The 15,180-nt window shown below is 68.9% G+C and carries 19 protein-coding genes and 1 pseudogene; 15 read left to right on the top strand and 5 right to left on the bottom strand.

The annotated features are described in order from the left end of the window. Nucleotides 1-49: 49 nt before the first annotated feature. Nucleotides 50-892 (top strand): annotated as a pseudogene (locus EV192_RS12125) (DMT family transporter); the annotation flags it as partial. A 9-nt stretch (nucleotides 893-901) separates the two neighbouring features. On the opposite strand, the gene EV192_RS12120 reads toward EV192_RS12125, so the two are convergent. Then, complete coding sequence (locus EV192_RS12120) at nucleotides 902-1,480, bottom strand: biotin transporter BioY (RefSeq protein WP_243726788.1); 579 nt, start codon at nucleotides 1,478-1,480, stop codon at nucleotides 902-904. Nucleotides 1,481-1,629: 149 nt separating this feature from the next. Between EV192_RS12120 and EV192_RS12115 the strand changes: the two genes are divergently transcribed. Continuing rightward, nucleotides 1,630-2,277: a choice-of-anchor P family protein gene (locus EV192_RS12115; RefSeq protein WP_132114413.1), complete on the top strand. Its 648-nt coding sequence runs from the start codon at nucleotides 1,630-1,632 to the stop codon at nucleotides 2,275-2,277. On the opposite strand, the gene EV192_RS12110 is transcribed toward EV192_RS12115, so the two are convergent. Next, nucleotides 2,256-4,016, bottom strand: coding sequence for a DUF6879 family protein (locus tag EV192_RS12110; protein ID WP_132114411.1), 1,761 nt, complete (start codon nucleotides 4,014-4,016; stop codon nucleotides 2,256-2,258). The genes EV192_RS12115 and EV192_RS12110 overlap by 22 nt on opposite strands. A 113-nt stretch (nucleotides 4,017-4,129) precedes the next feature. On the opposite strand from EV192_RS12110, the gene EV192_RS12105 reads away from it, so the two are divergent. Then, nucleotides 4,130-4,639 carry an SRPBCC family protein gene (locus tag EV192_RS12105; protein WP_207925992.1) on the top strand — a complete coding sequence of 170 codons (510 nt, stop codon included), beginning with the start codon at nucleotides 4,130-4,132 and terminating at the stop codon, nucleotides 4,637-4,639. Between the two features lie 13 nt (nucleotides 4,640-4,652). Here the strand turns inward: EV192_RS12105 and EV192_RS12100 are convergent, their stop codons facing one another. Both EV192_RS12100 and EV192_RS12095 read right to left on the bottom strand, forming a co-directional pair. Further along, nucleotides 4,653-5,222, bottom strand: coding sequence for an isochorismatase family protein (locus EV192_RS12100; protein ID WP_132114407.1), 570 nt, complete (start codon nucleotides 5,220-5,222; stop codon nucleotides 4,653-4,655). Between the two features lie 10 nt (nucleotides 5,223-5,232). Beyond that, on the bottom strand, nucleotides 5,233-6,543 hold the full coding sequence (locus EV192_RS12095; protein ID WP_132115309.1) for a nicotinate phosphoribosyltransferase: 1,311 nt from the start codon (nucleotides 6,541-6,543) through the stop codon (nucleotides 5,233-5,235). A gap of 101 nt (nucleotides 6,544-6,644) precedes the next feature. Between EV192_RS12095 and clpS the strand changes: the two genes are divergently transcribed. From clpS to EV192_RS12050, 9 genes are all read left to right on the top strand, one after another. Beyond that, on the top strand, nucleotides 6,645-6,932 hold the full coding sequence (clpS, locus tag EV192_RS12090) for an ATP-dependent Clp protease adapter ClpS (protein ID WP_132114405.1): 288 nt from the start codon (nucleotides 6,645-6,647) through the stop codon (nucleotides 6,930-6,932). Beyond that, nucleotides 6,929-7,486 (top strand): DUF2017 domain-containing protein, encoded by a 558-nt coding sequence (locus tag EV192_RS12085; protein ID WP_132114403.1) that lies wholly within the window; start codon nucleotides 6,929-6,931, stop codon nucleotides 7,484-7,486. Before clpS ends, EV192_RS12085 begins: the two co-directional genes overlap by 4 nt. 54 nt (nucleotides 7,487-7,540) lie before the next feature. Beyond that, nucleotides 7,541-8,500 (top strand): P1 family peptidase, encoded by a 960-nt coding sequence (locus EV192_RS12080; RefSeq protein ID WP_132114401.1) that lies wholly within the window; start codon nucleotides 7,541-7,543, stop codon nucleotides 8,498-8,500. A gap of 8 nt (nucleotides 8,501-8,508) precedes the next feature. Next, a complete protein-coding gene (locus tag EV192_RS12075) occupies nucleotides 8,509-8,745 on the top strand; it encodes an ATP-dependent Clp protease adaptor ClpS (RefSeq protein ID WP_132114399.1) in 237 nt (78 codons plus the stop codon). After that, nucleotides 8,742-9,197, top strand: a complete 456-nt coding sequence (locus EV192_RS12070) for a hypothetical protein (protein WP_132114397.1) — start codon at nucleotides 8,742-8,744, stop codon at nucleotides 9,195-9,197. Before EV192_RS12075 ends, EV192_RS12070 begins: the two co-directional genes overlap by 4 nt. Before the next feature lie 52 nt (nucleotides 9,198-9,249). Next, nucleotides 9,250-9,705 carry a M67 family metallopeptidase gene (locus tag EV192_RS12065; protein WP_132114395.1) on the top strand — a complete coding sequence of 152 codons (456 nt, stop codon included), beginning with the start codon at nucleotides 9,250-9,252 and terminating at the stop codon, nucleotides 9,703-9,705. Nucleotides 9,706-9,744: 39 nt separating this feature from the next. Beyond that, a complete protein-coding gene (locus EV192_RS12060) occupies nucleotides 9,745-10,017 on the top strand; it encodes a MoaD/ThiS family protein (RefSeq protein WP_132114393.1) in 273 nt (90 codons plus the stop codon). 4 nt (nucleotides 10,018-10,021) lie between these two features. Continuing rightward, the gene (locus tag EV192_RS12055) at nucleotides 10,022-10,972 is read left to right on the top strand and encodes a PLP-dependent cysteine synthase family protein (RefSeq protein WP_132114391.1); all 951 of its coding nucleotides are present in this window, start codon (nucleotides 10,022-10,024) and stop codon (nucleotides 10,970-10,972) included. A gap of 61 nt (nucleotides 10,973-11,033) precedes the next feature. Further along, complete coding sequence (locus tag EV192_RS12050; RefSeq protein ID WP_132114389.1) at nucleotides 11,034-12,170, top strand: serine hydrolase domain-containing protein; 1,137 nt, start codon at nucleotides 11,034-11,036, stop codon at nucleotides 12,168-12,170. On the opposite strand, the gene EV192_RS12045 is transcribed toward EV192_RS12050, so the two are convergent. Further along, on the bottom strand, nucleotides 12,150-13,007 hold the full coding sequence (locus EV192_RS12045) for an SMP-30/gluconolactonase/LRE family protein (RefSeq protein WP_132114387.1): 858 nt from the start codon (nucleotides 13,005-13,007) through the stop codon (nucleotides 12,150-12,152). The two genes, EV192_RS12050 and EV192_RS12045, sit on opposite strands and share 21 nt — an antisense overlap. Before the next feature lie 20 nt (nucleotides 13,008-13,027). Between EV192_RS12045 and EV192_RS12040 the strand changes: the two genes are divergently transcribed. From EV192_RS12040 to murI, 3 genes are read left to right on the top strand one after another with little or no spacing between them, the layout of a single operon-like run. Beyond that, nucleotides 13,028-13,684, top strand: a complete 657-nt coding sequence (locus EV192_RS12040) for a rhomboid family intramembrane serine protease (RefSeq protein ID WP_243726787.1) — start codon at nucleotides 13,028-13,030, stop codon at nucleotides 13,682-13,684. Between the two features lie 35 nt (nucleotides 13,685-13,719). Next, nucleotides 13,720-14,367, top strand: coding sequence for a rhomboid family intramembrane serine protease (locus EV192_RS12035; protein WP_132114385.1), 648 nt, complete (start codon nucleotides 13,720-13,722; stop codon nucleotides 14,365-14,367). Further along, nucleotides 14,364-15,170: a glutamate racemase gene (gene murI / locus EV192_RS12030; protein WP_132114383.1), complete on the top strand. Its 807-nt coding sequence runs from the start codon at nucleotides 14,364-14,366 to the stop codon at nucleotides 15,168-15,170. The genes EV192_RS12035 and murI overlap by 4 nt, the downstream gene beginning before the upstream one ends. Nucleotides 15,171-15,180: the final 10 nt, after the last annotated feature.

The following is a 15,180-nucleotide window of genomic DNA, read 5'->3' as shown; positions in this document are numbered from 1 at the left end:
GTCCGAAAGCCGCCAGACAACGCGTCTGCGTGCCGGAAAAGTGCGGCCAATGAGCAAGCGATGGGTACCGGCGTTCCTGGTGTTGTCCACCATCTGGGGATCGACGTTCCTGCTGATCAAGATCGCTGTGACGGCAGGCGTACCGCCGATGTGGGTGGGCGCGATCCGCTGCTTGTTCGGCGCGCTGGCGCTGTGGGGCATGGTGCTGGTGAGCCGCGAGCGGGTGCCGCGGGACCCGAAGGTGTGGGGACACACGGCGGTCGTGGCCCTGTTGTTGAACTCGGTGCCGTTCCCGCTGTTCGCGTTCGGCGAGACGAAGATCAGTTCGGTGCTCGCGGGTGTGTGGAATGCGACCACACCGCTGGCGACGCTCGTGTTCGTGCTCTTGCTGTTGCCTGACGAACGGCCGTCCGCCCGTCGGCTCTTCGGGATGGCCACGGGGTTCTTGGGGGTCCTCGTGGTCCTTGGTGTGTGGAACGGTGTCGAGTCGGGACCGCTCATCGGCACGCTCTCGTGCCTGGTGGCAACGACCTGCTACGGCGCCGCGTTCGCGTACACCCGACGGTTCCTCGCGGGACGGCCGGAGTCCGCGACGGTCCTGTCCGCCGCGCAGGTCACGTGGGGGACAGTCCACCTTGGACTCGTCGCGCCGCTTGTCGAAGGGATTCCGCAGTGGCCCGGGTGGGGCGCGGTCGCCGCGCTCGTCGTGATGGGCGCGCTCGGCACGGGCCTGGCGTACCGGCTCAACTTCACGGTCATCCGGGCCGCGGGCTCAACGGTCGCGTCGACCGTCACCTACGTGACGCCGTTGTTCTCGACCATGCTCGGCGCGGTGTTCCTGCAGGAACCTGTCGGCTGGAACACCGCGTCGGGCGCGGTCCTCATCATCTTCGGCGTCGTCCTAGCGCAGACGGTTCGCCAACGCCCACGCCCCCGGCAGGACACCGGCCGCGAGCAGGATTTTGATGCCGTCGCCGATCAGGAACGGCACCACGCCGTGGTCCAAGGCGGTCGCCAGGCCGGAACCGGTTGACGCCATCAGCCACGGCACGCCGATCGCGTAGATGACGAGGTTGCCCAGCACCATCGTGCCGACGGTGCGCAGCGGCGTCCGGTCGCCGCCCCGGCTCGCCAGCAGGCCGACCAGACTCGCGGCCACGGCGAACCCGACCAGGTACCCGCCGGTCGCACCAAGCCAGCCGGACGTGCCGTCGGCGAACCACGGCACCCCGGCCACGCCCGCGACCACGTACAGCAGCATCGACAGCGCACCACGGCGCCATCCCAGGCTCGCGCCGACCACCAGCGCCCCGAACGTCTGGCCGGTGATCGGCACCGGGGTGCCGGGCACCGGGATGGCGACCTGGGCGACCAACCCGGTCAGCACGGCACCGCCGACGACCAGCGCGGCGTCCCGGACGAGCGCGCCGGGAACCAGGTCGGCGAGCACCGCCCGGCGGGGGAGGGGGACAACTGACACGGCTACCTCTTCTCCTGGGCAACTGATCCCGTGATCGGAGGTTAGCGGCCGTTCACCGGTGTGCACGTGTGGTGATCACGACACCCGACCGGGTGGTTCAGCTGTTCTCAAGTCGTTGACCTGCGCGAACAGGTGGATCATGAGGGGCTATGAGAAGGCGGATCGCTGGTGTGCTGGCTGCCGCCGTCCTGGTGGTGCAGGCGGCGCCCGCTGCCGCGGCCACAGGCAGCGGCACGGCCTCGGTGGGCTCGGTCGACATCCTCGTCGGCGGGACGAAGCGGATCCTCCAGCCACCGGTGGCGCAGTGCCTGACCAGCGGCGGGAACGTGCAGAACGCGAACCAGCTGATCAGGCTGCAGGGCGTCGCCGAGTTCGGCGAAGGCGCCACCAAGTGCACGGCCGACCCGGCCAACGGCCGAATCACCGCGCAGGCCAGCGGCAAACGCTTCGAACTGAACGTGTTGCCCAGGTACGGCGGCCCCCGGATCCAGATCAGCGACTTCATGGCCACCTGCGTCACCACAGTCAGCGGCGCGGTGGCGCGAATGGAGTTCTCCGGCCTGGTCGGCATGGCCGCCCCGCAGGACCTCACGCCCAACTACACCGTCATGATCCCGTCCGAACGCCCCAGCGAACCACCGCTCGCCAAGATCATCCTGAACGAGATCGGCACCCCGAACCCGCCGGACGGCAGCATCACCCTGAACCTGATGCACGTGGTCTTCGCCCCGACCGGCACCGGCCCGATCACCGGCGAACTCGTGGTCGGCGGCGTCTACTGCACTCCCCTCGTGTGAGCCGCACAGACCAGGTCACCCCCGGCCGACTGGTGCCACCCCTGGGAAAGAAGCCACGACTGAACCGCGCCGGGCGGGTGGTCGGCCAGACCACCGGTGATCATCGGCCCGTCCCCGCACAGCGGGCACACAACCGGTTGGACACTCCGCGGCTGACACTGTCGGCAGTGTCGTCGCTCGACCACCTCGCCAGGGCAGTCCGGACTCGGATGCAGCCAGGCGATGGTCAACTCCCGCCGCAGTCGCCATCGTTCCTGGGCCTCCGCCGGGCTGTGACCACAGGTCGGGCAGCGGAGCGGCTGGGCGAGTTCCCTGGCTGGTTCGTGCCGAAGGAACCGGACCTTGTCGAGCGCCGCCATGAGGTCGTGGGGCGACCGCATGAACTGTGGATTCTCGTGGAGCATTCGGATCTCGTTCTCCGTGAGTACCCAGGAGACCAGCCGGCCGCTGGTTTTGACGAAAAGCACGTGGCTGGTGCGGATCACCACCTCGTCCACGCCGGCCATGGCGTCCGCGAGCTTCGCTATCGCCTTCGCCTCTCGCTCGTCGGTTTCCGACCGGGGAGCGTCGATGTACTTCAGCTCGGCCGCACGTTCCACCTTTCCCGCGAGCGCGCTGAGTTTCTCCATCGCCCGTGAGTCACGTCGGCGTACGGACAGTCGCTGAAACCAGGAGCCACGGGCCGGCTCGCTCAGCTCGTGGACATCGAATCCAGCGACGTCAAGCAGTTCGACCACGGCGTCCCGAAGCGGCTCCCCGTCGTCCGCGGAGGTGTAGACAGTCACCTCGGTACCGAATTCTCCATCGTCTCCAGCTGCTGGTGGTACCGCGGTCGCCCACAGTTGCTGGTAACGCTCGATGTGTTTGTTGACCACGTCCTCGCGCATCGCCAACCGCGTGTACAGAATCAATGGCTTTTCGTGGCTGAGACCAGGCACTGGAACGACCTCGTAGCTCAACGCGTTGTCGAACAGGGTGATGTCATGACGGATCACCTTGGCCGCCGAAGCGGCGGCCGGCGGGTGCAGCACACGTACATCAATGCCGAGTTCTGCCTGTGCGCGAACCACGGACAGCAGGTCGGGATCGTTCACCAGTTCAGGCCGCTGAAGTACGAAGATCCGCCGGACGCGCACACCTCGCACGATCGCCTCGTGTTGCAGCGAAAGGTAGCGGAGGCCAAGGTCCGTTCGCCAGAAGCCGACTGCCGCACCGTCAGCGTCCACTTTGGGCACGCTGATCGCGTCGATGGACGCGTCGGTGCTGCGGGTCAGTGCCAACAGCCATTCGCGATCTTCCCCGTCGTAGAAAGCTTCCCGCTCGATCATCGCGTTCAGGAAATACGACATCCGATGCAGTTCGACCTGCGCGAATCTCGATACCAGCGATGAGCCACCGCGATCGATCGCCGAGGCCCGCGCCACCAGTTCGGTCAGTCCGGTGGCCTCGGCCTGGCCGAACAGTTCGGTCGCCGGGCTGATCTTGGCGAACGTGTCGTCCACGGCCCGCCTGACCTCGGAGATCTGCTCGATCTGGGTGCCCTCGATCGCCCGAAGCTGTCGCTGCAGGTCGACCAGGAACTGCACGATGAGAACCACCGCGCCGACGACGACAGTGGCAAGTACCTTCGTGGCCGTCGAATCCAGCAGCAAGTTCGTCAGCGGGAACAAGAGCGCGCCGACCACCATCGTGATCAAGATCTTGCGCGGAACTGAATACGCACGCTTGTCGACGGACACTCACGCCTCCCGACCGTTGGGGGTCTGCACCCGCTAATCGAATCCGAACGGCCGATCGTGACACGAAAGTCATGAGTCGCCGCGCGGGCCGTGTTTTGCTACTGTCCGGTAGGGTGAGCCTCCGATTCCCGCTGCAGGGTGTGGACGAGACGTACTTCGACACCGCTCCCCAGCGGTTCACCTACCGGATCGACGTCGCCGCCGACGCCGGCACAGTGTGGAACGGCCTGACCGTCGCCCGGCCGCTGTCGTGGTGCCGCATGCTGACCGACGTCCGCTACCTGGGTGACCCGCCGTTCGGGGAGGGCGTGGCGCGCTTGGTCGAGGTGGGGAAGGTGCTTCGGATGCGGGAGCATTTCTTCCGTTGGGACGACGAGCAGCGCCGGCACTCGTTCTACGTCGTCCAGGCCAACATGCCCTTGTTCGCGTCGTTCGCCGAGGACTACCAGGTCACCCCGACACCCACCGGCAGCCGGTTGGTGTGGACGTTCGCGCTGACACCCCGCCATGGCCTGGGCACAGCGCTGAAGCTGGGCGCTCCGCTCAACAAGGCGCTGTTCGAGTCCTTCGTCCGCGACACCCGTCGCCGGTTCGGGACCGTTGTCCCAACGGCTGGGAGTTGAGGGTCAGGGCGCGCTAGCCCACGCGGGGAGTCCCGACCAGGTCCGCGCCCGCGTCCTGAAGCTGTGTCAGCGCGGTGTCCACTGTGGATTGAGCCACCCCGGCGGTCAGGTCAAGCAGCACACGGGTGGACAGGCCGGCGCGCGTCGCGTCCACGGCCGTTGCGCGCACGCAGTGGTCCGTGGCGATGCCCACCACGTCGACCTCGGTGACCGAACGCGCCCGCAGCCAGTCCGCGAGCGAGGAGCCGTCCGTCGAGAACCCTTCGAAACCTGAGTACGCGGCGGCGTGGGCGCCTTTGGAGAACACCGCTTCGATCCCGGTCACGTCCAGCTCCGGGTGGAACGACGCGCCCGCGGTGCCGGCCACGCAGTGCACCGGCCAGCTGTCCACATAGTCCGGTGTCTCGCTGAAGTGGGCGCCCGGGTCGATGTGGTAGTCGCGGGTCGCCACCACGGCGTCGTAAGCGGAGGACGCGATGTGCCGGCTGATGGCGGCGGCGACCGCGGCGCCGCCGGTGACGGCCAGCGAACCCCCTTCACAGAAGTCGTTCTGGACGTCCACGACGATCAGCGCGCGTGCCATCTGGCTGCTCCTAGTCCACGAAAACGGTGGGGATGGCCGGTTCGCCGTGGGAGAGCTTGAGGCCTTCCCATGGCAGGCTGACCAGTCCTCGCTTCACCCGCTTGCGGCACTGCTCCAGGGTGGGCGGGTCGGCCACCGGTTGTCCACCGCGCAGGAACGGCACTTGCAGGTCCCGGTCGTTGTCGGTCATCTGCGGCCACTGCTGGTCCGGGAGGTAGACGACCTCCTCCAACGCCGTTCCGGTCGGCTTGTGCTTGCGCATCGCGCCCTTGCGGCCACCGCGGGACTCCTTGTGGGAGCTGCGTTTCGCGACCGGTCGCCCGCCCACCTCGACCAGCTTGTAGACCATGCCGGCGGTCGGCGCACCCGAGCCGGTCACCAGCGACGTCCCCACGCCGTACGCGTCGACAGGTTCGGCTCGCAGGGACGCGATGGCGTACTCGTCCAGGTCGCCGGACACCACGATCCGGGTGTCCTTGGCGCCCAACGAGTCCAGTTGCTCACGGGCTTGCCGGGCGAGCACGCCCACGTCGCCGGAGTCGATCCGGATAGCGCCGAGCGCCGGGCCGGCGATCTCGATGGCGGTGTTGATGCCCGCGGTGATGTCGTACGTGTCCACCAGCAAGGTCGTTTCCACGCCCAGCTTGTCGATCTGTGCCTGGAAAGCCTCGCGCTCGGAGTCGTGCAGCAACGTGAACGCGTGCGCGCACGTACCCGCGGTGGGGATGTTGTAGGTGCGCCCCGCCTCCAGGTTCGACGTTGTCGCGAAGCCCGCGATGTACGCGGCCCGCGCGCTGTCCACGGCCGCGTTTTCGTGCGTACGGCGGGAACCCATCTCGATGATCGGCCGACCGTTGGCCGCGGAGACCATGCGCGCCGCGGCCGAGAGGATCGCGCTGTCGTGGTTCAGGATCGACAGCACCACCGTCTCCAGCACGACCGCCTCGGCGAACGTGCCACGGACCGTCAGGATCGGCGAGCCAGGGAAGTACAGCTCGCCCTCCGGGTAGCCGTCGACGTCGCCGCTGAACTCGTACGCCGCCAGCCAGTCCAGCGTCTCCGTGTCCACCACGTTCGCATCGCTCAGCTGGGCCAGCTCGTCGTCGCCGAACCGGAACCGCGCGATCGCGTCGAGCACCCGCTGGACGCCGCCCACCAGCCCGTACCGTCGGCCGTCCGGCAGGCGCCGGGCGAACACCTCGAAGACACAGGGGCGCTGCGCGGTGCCGCCCGCCAGCGCACCGGCCAGCATGGTCAGCTCGTAGTGGTCGGTGAGCAGGGCTGTGCTGATGGTCGACCCGGCCACCCGGTCGTCGGGCATGTTCATGAGACGTCAGCCTATGGCGCCCCGCCGAGCCGCGATCACCCGGCAACGTCAAACAGGGGCGAACACCCCGGTGGCCGACATGCGACCATGGATGTATGACCACGCCAGTCGAGCTGGAACAGACCCACGGGGCCGAGGTGGGCGCTGAGGACAACCCGTGGCAGACGATCGTCTGGAACGACCCGGTCAACCTGATGTCCTACGTGACGTACGTTTTCCAGAAGCTGTTCGGCTACACCCGGGACAAGGCCACCAAGCTGATGCTCGACGTGCACCACAAGGGCAAGGCCGTAGTGTCCTCCGGCGACAAGGACAAGGTGGAGGCGGACGTGGCGCGGCTGCACGCGGCTGGTCTGTGGGCGACGATGGAGCGCACCGGGTGAATCCCTGGCGTCGTGAGGGCGACGAGATCGTCACCGAGATGGAACGACAGGAGGCGGCCGTCCTGCGGGCGATGGTCAGCCAGGTCAGCGACATGCTGCTGGCCCGCGCCGAGGAGGCCCCGCAGGACGAGCTGACCGAGCTGACCGGGATCCGGACCGGCCCGTCCACCGCCCCGGACGACCCGATCCTGTCCCGCCTGCTGCCGGACTTCCACCGGCTGGACGACGACAAACCGGCCACTGAGGACCTCGACTCGGCCGCGGCGCTGCGGTCCCTGCACGAGCCGACGCTGCTGGACCTGAAGACCGGGGTGGCTGGGGTGGTGCTGGCGACGTGCCCGCCCGAAGGGGGCGAGGTGCGGCTGAACCTGGAGCAGGCGGACGCGTGGCTGTCCGCGCTGAACGACGTCCGGTTGGCCCTGGGGACCGCGTTGGACGTCGACGAGAACATGCCCGACGAACTGCCCGACGACGACCCGCGAAGCGGTCACCTGCCGGTGTACCACTGGTTGACGTTGGTGCAGGAAGAGCTCGTGCATGCCATGTCGCTATGACCGCGATCACTGGTGGACGCGCGTGCGGGCGGAACTCGTGCACGCTATGACGGCATGAACGCGATCACCGACGTCCAGGGGCTTTTGGTCGGCCACCACCATCGCATCGGCGACGGCTGGGCCACGGGCACAACGGTCGTACTCACGCCGCCACAGACCGTAGGCGCCGTGGACTCACGAGGCGGCGCGCCCGGCACGCGTGACACGGACGCACTGTTGCCCGAGAACCTCGTTCAGCACGTCAACGCCATATGCCTGACAGGCGGAAGCGCGTACGGTCTTGCGGCGGCCGACGGTGTGATGCGCTGGCTTGAAGAGCACAAGTCAGGGCTGCCGGTGGGGGAGATGGACCACCAAGTGGTGCCGATCGTGCCGTCGGCCGTGCTGTTCGACCTGCCGATGAACGCCTGGGGCCACCGCCCGACAGCGGAGTTCGGGTACGAGGCCTGCGAGGCCGCGGTCCGCGAGATCCCGATGGGCAGCGTCGGCGCCGGCACAGGTGCCCGGGTCGGCTCGCTCAAAGGCGGCGTGGGTACGGCCAGCGCGCAGGTCGACGAGTTCACTGTGGGCGCGCTGGCGGTGGCCAACGCCGTCGGCGAGGCCGTTGACGCGCGCAGCGGGGTGCCGTTCGGGGCGGATTTCGAACAGGACGGCGAGTTCGGCCCGTGGCCGCACCGCGCCGCTGAGTTGCCGAACATCCCGCGCCGACGGCTGAACACCACCATCGGCGTGGTCGCAGTGGACGCCCGCCTGTCCAAGGCCGAGGCCAAGCGGCTCGCGGTCGCCGCGCACGACGGCCTGGCCCGATCGGTCCGGCCGGCGCACTCGATGTTCGACGGCGACACGGTGTTCGCGCTGGCCACGGGTGCCCAGGAGCTCCCCGAGCCCCGGCCGTTCGCGTTGGACCGGCTGTGCACGGCCGCCGCGGACACGTTCGCCCGCGCCATGGTGCACGGCGTGCTGGCCGCCAGAACCTTGGGGGAGCTCCCAGCGTACCGGGACATCTGGCCATAATCTCCGGCATGACAGGGGGATGGCAGGTGGTGTTGCGGGACGACGACATCAACACCGGGGCCACAGTCGCGTTCGTCCTGCACCGGGTGGTCGGGCTCCCGTTGGACCAGGCGATGGACATCCCGGCGCGACTCGAAGGCGGGCAGATGGCTTCGGTGGCCTATCTGTCCGACCAGCATGACGCCGAGGTGCTGGCCGCCCGGATGCAGGTGTTCGGGTTGCATTCGGAGGTGTTCGCGACATGAACTACGAGGCCCAGCGGCTGCTGCACGCCTTGGAGGTGTTCGCCGACAGCCTGCGCGGCGGCAAGCCACGGCGGCTGGCCGGCATGCTGCTGACCAAGGTCGGCGGCCCGGTCGCGGTGGCTCGGCTGTTCCGACCGGTTTCACCGAACGGTGAGTACGCCGCCCAGTTCCGGGCAAGGCACGAAGCGGGCATGCGGGCCGAGGTCCTCAGGTCCGTGCAGCGGGCGCTGGAGACCTGGGACCGCCCGCTGAGCGAGCTGGACCAGGCCGATTTCGACGCCCGGTTCGTCGCGCTGGCGCACCTGCCCCGGTTCCTCGACGATCACGCCGGGGAGCCTGGCTCGATCTCCGACATCGGCGTGCTGGCGAAGTACTGCCTCGCGCTGCACGACAACATGGCGTCCGCCTGGTTGCAGCGGACGTTCCAGGGCGCCCCGCGGACGTCGGACTGAGCGGTCCGTCTCACCCACTGGAAGCCGCTCACCCAGCCTTTAGGATGGAGTCGTGTTGCAGATCCGCCGAGACCTAGTGGACGAGATGATCGCCCACGCCAGGCGTGACCACCCGGATGAGGCGTGCGGCATGCTGCCCGGCCCGGAGGGGTCGGATCGGCCGGAGCGGTTCGTCCCGATGACCAACTTCGCCAGGTCGCCCAACTTCTACCAGTTCGACTCGATGGAGCAGATCCGGCTGAAGCGGGAGATGGACGGCAACGGCGAGGAGCCGGTGGTGATCTACCACTCGCACACGATGACCGAGGCGTACCCGTCCCGTACCGACGTCGACCTGGCCGGCGAGCCGGGCGCGCACTACGTGCTGCTGTCCACGCGGCATCCGGAGGAGACCGAGCTGCGGTCGTACCGGATCGTGGCCGGCGAGGTCACCGAGGAGCCGGTCGAGGTCGTCGAGTCGTACCTGTTCTCGCACACCGGCGCGGACGACGTTCCCGACCGGCACTGAGTCACTCGCACCCCTGTTCGGCAATTCCGGAGGTTTCCCATGGCTGTGACCGTTTCCATCCCCACCATCCTGCGCACGCACACCGGCGGCGAGAAGGCCGTCGAGGCGACCGGTGCCACCGTCGCCGAGGTCATCGACGACCTGGAGGCCCGGCACGGCGGCCTGAAGACCCGGCTGGTCAAGGAAGGCTCGTTGCACCGGTTCGTCAACGTCTACGTCAACGACGAGGACGTGCGGTTCTCCGGCGGGCTCGAGGCAAAGGTGTCCGACGGCGACACGGTCACGATCCTGCCCGCGGTCGCCGGCGGCTGAGGCTGTGGCCAGGTACGAGTCACTGCTCGACGCCCTCGGCGACACGCCGCTGGTCGGGCTGCCCCGGCTGTCGCCGGGCAACGGGGTTCGCCTGTGGGCGAAGCTGGAGGACCGCAACCCGACCGGCTCGGTCAAGGACCGCCCCGCGCTGGCGATGATCGACGCGGCCGAGCGCGCCGGCCGGCTCACCCCGGGCTGCACCATCCTGGAGCCCACGTCCGGCAACACCGGGATCGCGCTGGCCATGGCCGCGAAGCTCAAGGGCTACGGCCTGGTCTGCGTGATGCCCGAGAACACGTCCGAGGAGCGCCGGCAGCTGCTCCAGGCGTACGGCGCCCGGATCGTGTTCTCGCCGGCGGCCGGCGGCTCCAACCAGGCGGTGGTGCGCGCCAAGGAACTGGCCAAGCAGAACACCGACTGGGTGATGCTGTACCAGTACGGCAACGAGGACAACGTCCGCGCGCACTACCAGGGCACCGGCCCGGAGATCCTGCGTGACCTGCCATCGGTGACGCACTTCGTGGCCGGCCTCGGCACCACGGGCACGCTCGTGGGTGTCGGCCGGTACCTGCGTGAACAGAAGCCCGGCGTCCAGATCATCGCCGCCGAACCCCGGTACGGCGAACTGGTGTACGGCCTGCGCAACCTCGATGAGGGCTTCGTGCCGGAGCTGTACGACCCGTCGGTGCTGACCGGGCGGTATTCCGTCGGCTCCTATGACGCCCTGCGCCGGACCCGGCAGCTGCTGGAGAGCGAGGGCATCTTCGCGGGCATCTCGACGGGCGCGATCCTGCACGCGGCACTGGCCGCGGCGGAGAAGGCGGCGGTCGCCGGCACCGAGGCCGACGTCGTGTTCATCGTGGCCGACGGCGGCTGGAAATACCTGTCCACCGGCGCCTACAGCGGCTCCCTCGACGAAGCCGCGGAACGCCTGGACGGCCACCTCTGGGCCTAGGCCCGATGAGTTTTCGCCGGTGTGGTGGTCCATCCTTCGGACGAGGAGAAGGGTGGGCGTGATGGAGCTTCAGGGGCTGCTGGAATCGGCCGTCAGCGACGGCTTTGTGCCTGGTGCCGTGGCTTTGGTGGCGCGGGGTGACGAGGTTGAGGTGGCCGCTGTCGGGTCGGTCGATGTCGAGGGCACCGCGCCGATGGCGCGGGACACGATCTTCCGGATCGCGTCCATCACCAAGCCGATCGTCGCTGCCGCGGTCATGGTGCTGGTGGACGACGGTGTGATCTCGCTCGACGATCCCGTGGCGAAGTGGCTGCCCGAGTTGGCGTCTCCCAAGGTGGTGCGGACGCCGGCGGGTCCGGTGGCCGACGTGGTCCCGGCCAACCGGCCGATCACCGTGTTCGACCTGCTCACGTCCCGGGCCGGGTACGGGTTTCCGGACCGGTTCGACTGGCCCGCGGTCCAGTTGATCGCCGAGCGGCTGCAGGGGGACGGTAGGGAGGTGCAGAGGCCGCCCGCGCCGGACGAGTGGATGGCGGTCCTCGCCGACATCCCGATGGTGTTCCAGCCCGGCGAACAGTGGCTGTACAACGCGTGTTCCGACTTGCAGGGTGTGCTCGTCTCCCGGGTGACCGGGCGGTCGCTGCCGGAGTTCCTGGCCGAGCGGGTGTTCGAGCCGTTGGCCATGGCCGACACGGGCTTTGCTGTGCCCGCTGGGAAGCTGGACAGGTTCTGCGGCTACTACCGGGCCACTGACGACGGGCTTGAGCTCGCTGACCCGCCGGACGGGCAGTGGAGCCGGCTGCCGGCGTTCCCGTCGGGCGCGGGCGGGCTGGTCTCGACCGTGGACGACTGGCACGCGTTCGGCCGGATGCTGCTGGCCGGCGGCGGAACGCTGTTGTCGGCCGAGTCGACCGGGCTGATGCTGGCCGACCACCTGACCCAGGCCCAGCGGGACGGCGGCACGTTGTTCCTGGAAGGCCAGGGCTGGGGCTTCGGCGGCTCGGTGGACGTCGCCCGCAGGGACCCGTGGAACGTGCCCGGACGGTACGGCTGGGTCGGCGGAACGGGCACGTCCGCGCACGTCACGCCGGGCACCGGCACGGTCGCCCTCCTGATGACCCAGCGCGCCGCCGACAGCCCGGTCCCGCCGAAGCTGTTCCGGGACTTCTGGACGTACTCAGCCGGCGAACACCGTTGACGGCATGCCCGAGCCGGCGTCGGGCACCACGAACAGCGAGCCGGACAGGGGGTCCGCGGCCAGGTCGGCGTCGGTGAGCCCGGCGCGGGCGGACGTGACGTACAGGTCGGTGAGCCCTGGACCGCCGAACGAGCACGCCGAGGTGTGCGGTGCCGGGAACGTGATCGTGCGGTCGAGACGGCCCTCAGGGGTGTAGCGGCGGACCTCGCCGGCTCCCCAGATGGCCGACCAGACACAGCCGTCCACGTCCACGCAGAGGCCGTCGGGATCGCCGTCGACGGCCACGAACAGCCGCCGGGACGTAGCGTCGCCGGACGAGAGGTCGTAGTCGAACACGTCGATCACGCCGGTCGCGGTGTCGGCGTAGTACATCAGGGTGTTGTCCGGGCTCCAGCCGACGCCGTTGCTGATCGTGACCTGCTTCAGGGCGGTCGTGGCCGTGCCGTCCGGTTCGATCCGGGCCAGCCAGCCGCCGCCGTCCGCGGTGTCGTAACGCATCGTCCCGGCCCACAGGCGGCCCGCGGCGTCCACACCCGCATCGTTGCCGCGCACGCCCTCGCGGGCCCAGTAGACGAGCCAGCGCCGCTCGCCGGACGGTTCGACGATCGCGATCCCGTCCCGCAGGTTCAGCACCAGGCCGCCGTTGGACCGGGGTTTGGCCGCGCCGACGTGCTGGGGGGTGTCGATGGCGGTGTCGACGCCGGTGGCCGGGTTCCAGCGGTGCACGGCGGAACCCAGGATGTCCACCCAGATCAGGGTTCCGGTGGCCGCGTCCCACGTGGGGCCCTCGCCGAGCCGAGCCGTCGATTCGACCGCGATGTCGAAGTCCTTCGTCACAAACCCGATAGTGTCATCCTGTGGATCCCATCGGATTAACCGGCCCGACGGAGCCGCCGAAGCCCCCGAAGCCTCCGGTCCCGGCCGCCCGACGGGTGCTGCCGGACAGGCCGTTGCAGGCGATCACGGTGGTCGGTGCGTTCGTCGCGTTGCTGTTCGCCATCGAGGTCGTCAACTCGATGTCGGACGGCGCCCTGAGCACACACGGCATCTGGCCGCGGACGCCGGACCAGTGGGACGGCATCCTGTGGGCGCCGCTGCTGCACGCGAACTGGGACCACCTGCTCGCCAACGCGCTGCCCCTACTGGTCCTGGGGCTGCTCGCGACCAGCGGCGGGATGGGCCAGTTCCTCGGCGTGACCGCGATCATCTGGCTGGCCAGCGGGTTCGGCACGTTCCTGATCGGCCACGCCGGCGTGCACATCGGCGCCTCCGGCGTGATCTTCGGGTACCTGACGTTTCTGCTGGTCAGGGGCGTGTTCGTGCGGAGTGTGCCGCAGGTGTTGATCGCCGTCGCGGTGTTCGCGATGTACGGGACCGTGCTGTGGGGTGTGCTGCCCAACCAGCCAGGGGTGTCCTGGGAGGGGCACCTGTCCGGGGCGGTCGGCGGGATCCTGGCCGCGTGGCTGGTTGGCCGGGCGTGGCGGGAATCGGTGAAAACCCAGGGTTTCACCTGATTTCCGCAGGCCGGGGCGGAACGTAGCCTCGAAGTGTGACCACTCTGCCTGCCAAGCCCGCCGACCCGGGTCCGGTGAACCGGATCGTGCCGCCCAATCCGAAACAGGCGGTGTTCGTGGTCGGCGGCTTCACCGCGTTGCTCTACCTGATCCAGCTGGTCAGCGTGACGTTCCCGGCGCTGCACCTGACCAACTGGGGGATCCACGCCCGGAGCTGGTCCGGCCTGGACGGCGTGATCTGGGCGCCGCTGCTGCACGCCAACTGGGACCACCTGTTCAGCAACAGCGTGCCGGTGCTCGTGTTCGGGTTCCTGGCCATGGCCGGCGGCATCGGCCAGTGGATCGCCGTGACCGCGACGATCTGGCTGGTCAGCGGCATCGGCGTGTGGCTGACGGCGCCGTCGAACGTGACCACGATCGGCGCGTCCGGCATCGCGTTCGGCTGGCTGGCGTTCCTGCTGGTGCGCGGCATCTTCAGCCGCAGCGCCAAACAGCTCGCGGTCGCGGTCGCCCTGTTCCTGTACTGGGGCAGCACCTTGCTCGGGCTGCTGCCGGGCAATCCGGAGATCTCCTGGCAGGGTCACCTGTTCGGGGCACTGGCTGGCATCCTTACCGCGTGGCTGACCGCCAGGGCCGGCCGCGCCAAGGTCAAATCCCCAGCCACCCCGGAGATCACGGCTTGAGTCACCCGGACAACCCGATCGGCGTTTTCGACTCCGGCGTGGGCGGCCTCACCGTCGCCCGCGCCATCAGCGCGCAACTGCCCGCCGAGCGACTGAGATACATCGGCGACACGGAACACACGCCGTACGGTCCGTTGCCGATCGCAGAGGCGCGCGCGTACGCCCTTTCGATCATGGACTCTCTCGTCGACAGCGGCGTGAAGATGTTGGTCATCGCGTGCAACACCGCGTCCGCCGCGTGCCTGCGCGACGCACGCGAGCGTTACTCGATCCCCGTCGTGGAGGTCGTGTTGCCGGCCGTGCGCCGCGCAGTGGCCAGTACGAAGAGCGGGCGGATAGGTGTCATCGGTACCGTCGGCACGATCCGCTCAGGCGCGTACCAGGACGCGTTCGCGGCGGTTACAGACGTGACGGTCACGGCCGCGCCCTGCCCCCGGTTCGCGGAGTTCGTGGAGCGCGGCGTCACATCCGGCCGTCAGATCCTTGGCCTGGCTCAGAGCTACCTGGAGCCGTTGCAGCGCGCGAACGTGGACACCCTGGTCCTGGGCTGCACGCACTATCCGTTGCTGACCGGCGTGTTGCAGATCGTGATGGGTGACAGTGTGACGCTGGTGTCCAGCGCGGAGGAGACGGCGAAGGACGTCGTGCGGGTGCTGACCGAGCGGGACATGCTCCGCGCGGATACCGGCGAAGATCCGGGACACGAGTTTCTCGCCACCGGTCCAGTCGCCCCCTTCCACCGTCTGGCCAGGCGTTTCCTTGGGCTGGAAGTGACCGCTGTTAGGCCGACTGTGCGAACTTGACCTCTTGTTG

It is taken from the genome of Actinocrispum wychmicini, assembly GCF_004345645.1.
GTDB lineage: Bacteria > Actinomycetota > Actinomycetes > Mycobacteriales > Pseudonocardiaceae > Kibdelosporangium > Kibdelosporangium wychmicini.
The sequence above is the reverse complement of the archived record's forward strand: the minus strand, read 5'-3'. Positions and strand labels throughout refer to the sequence as shown.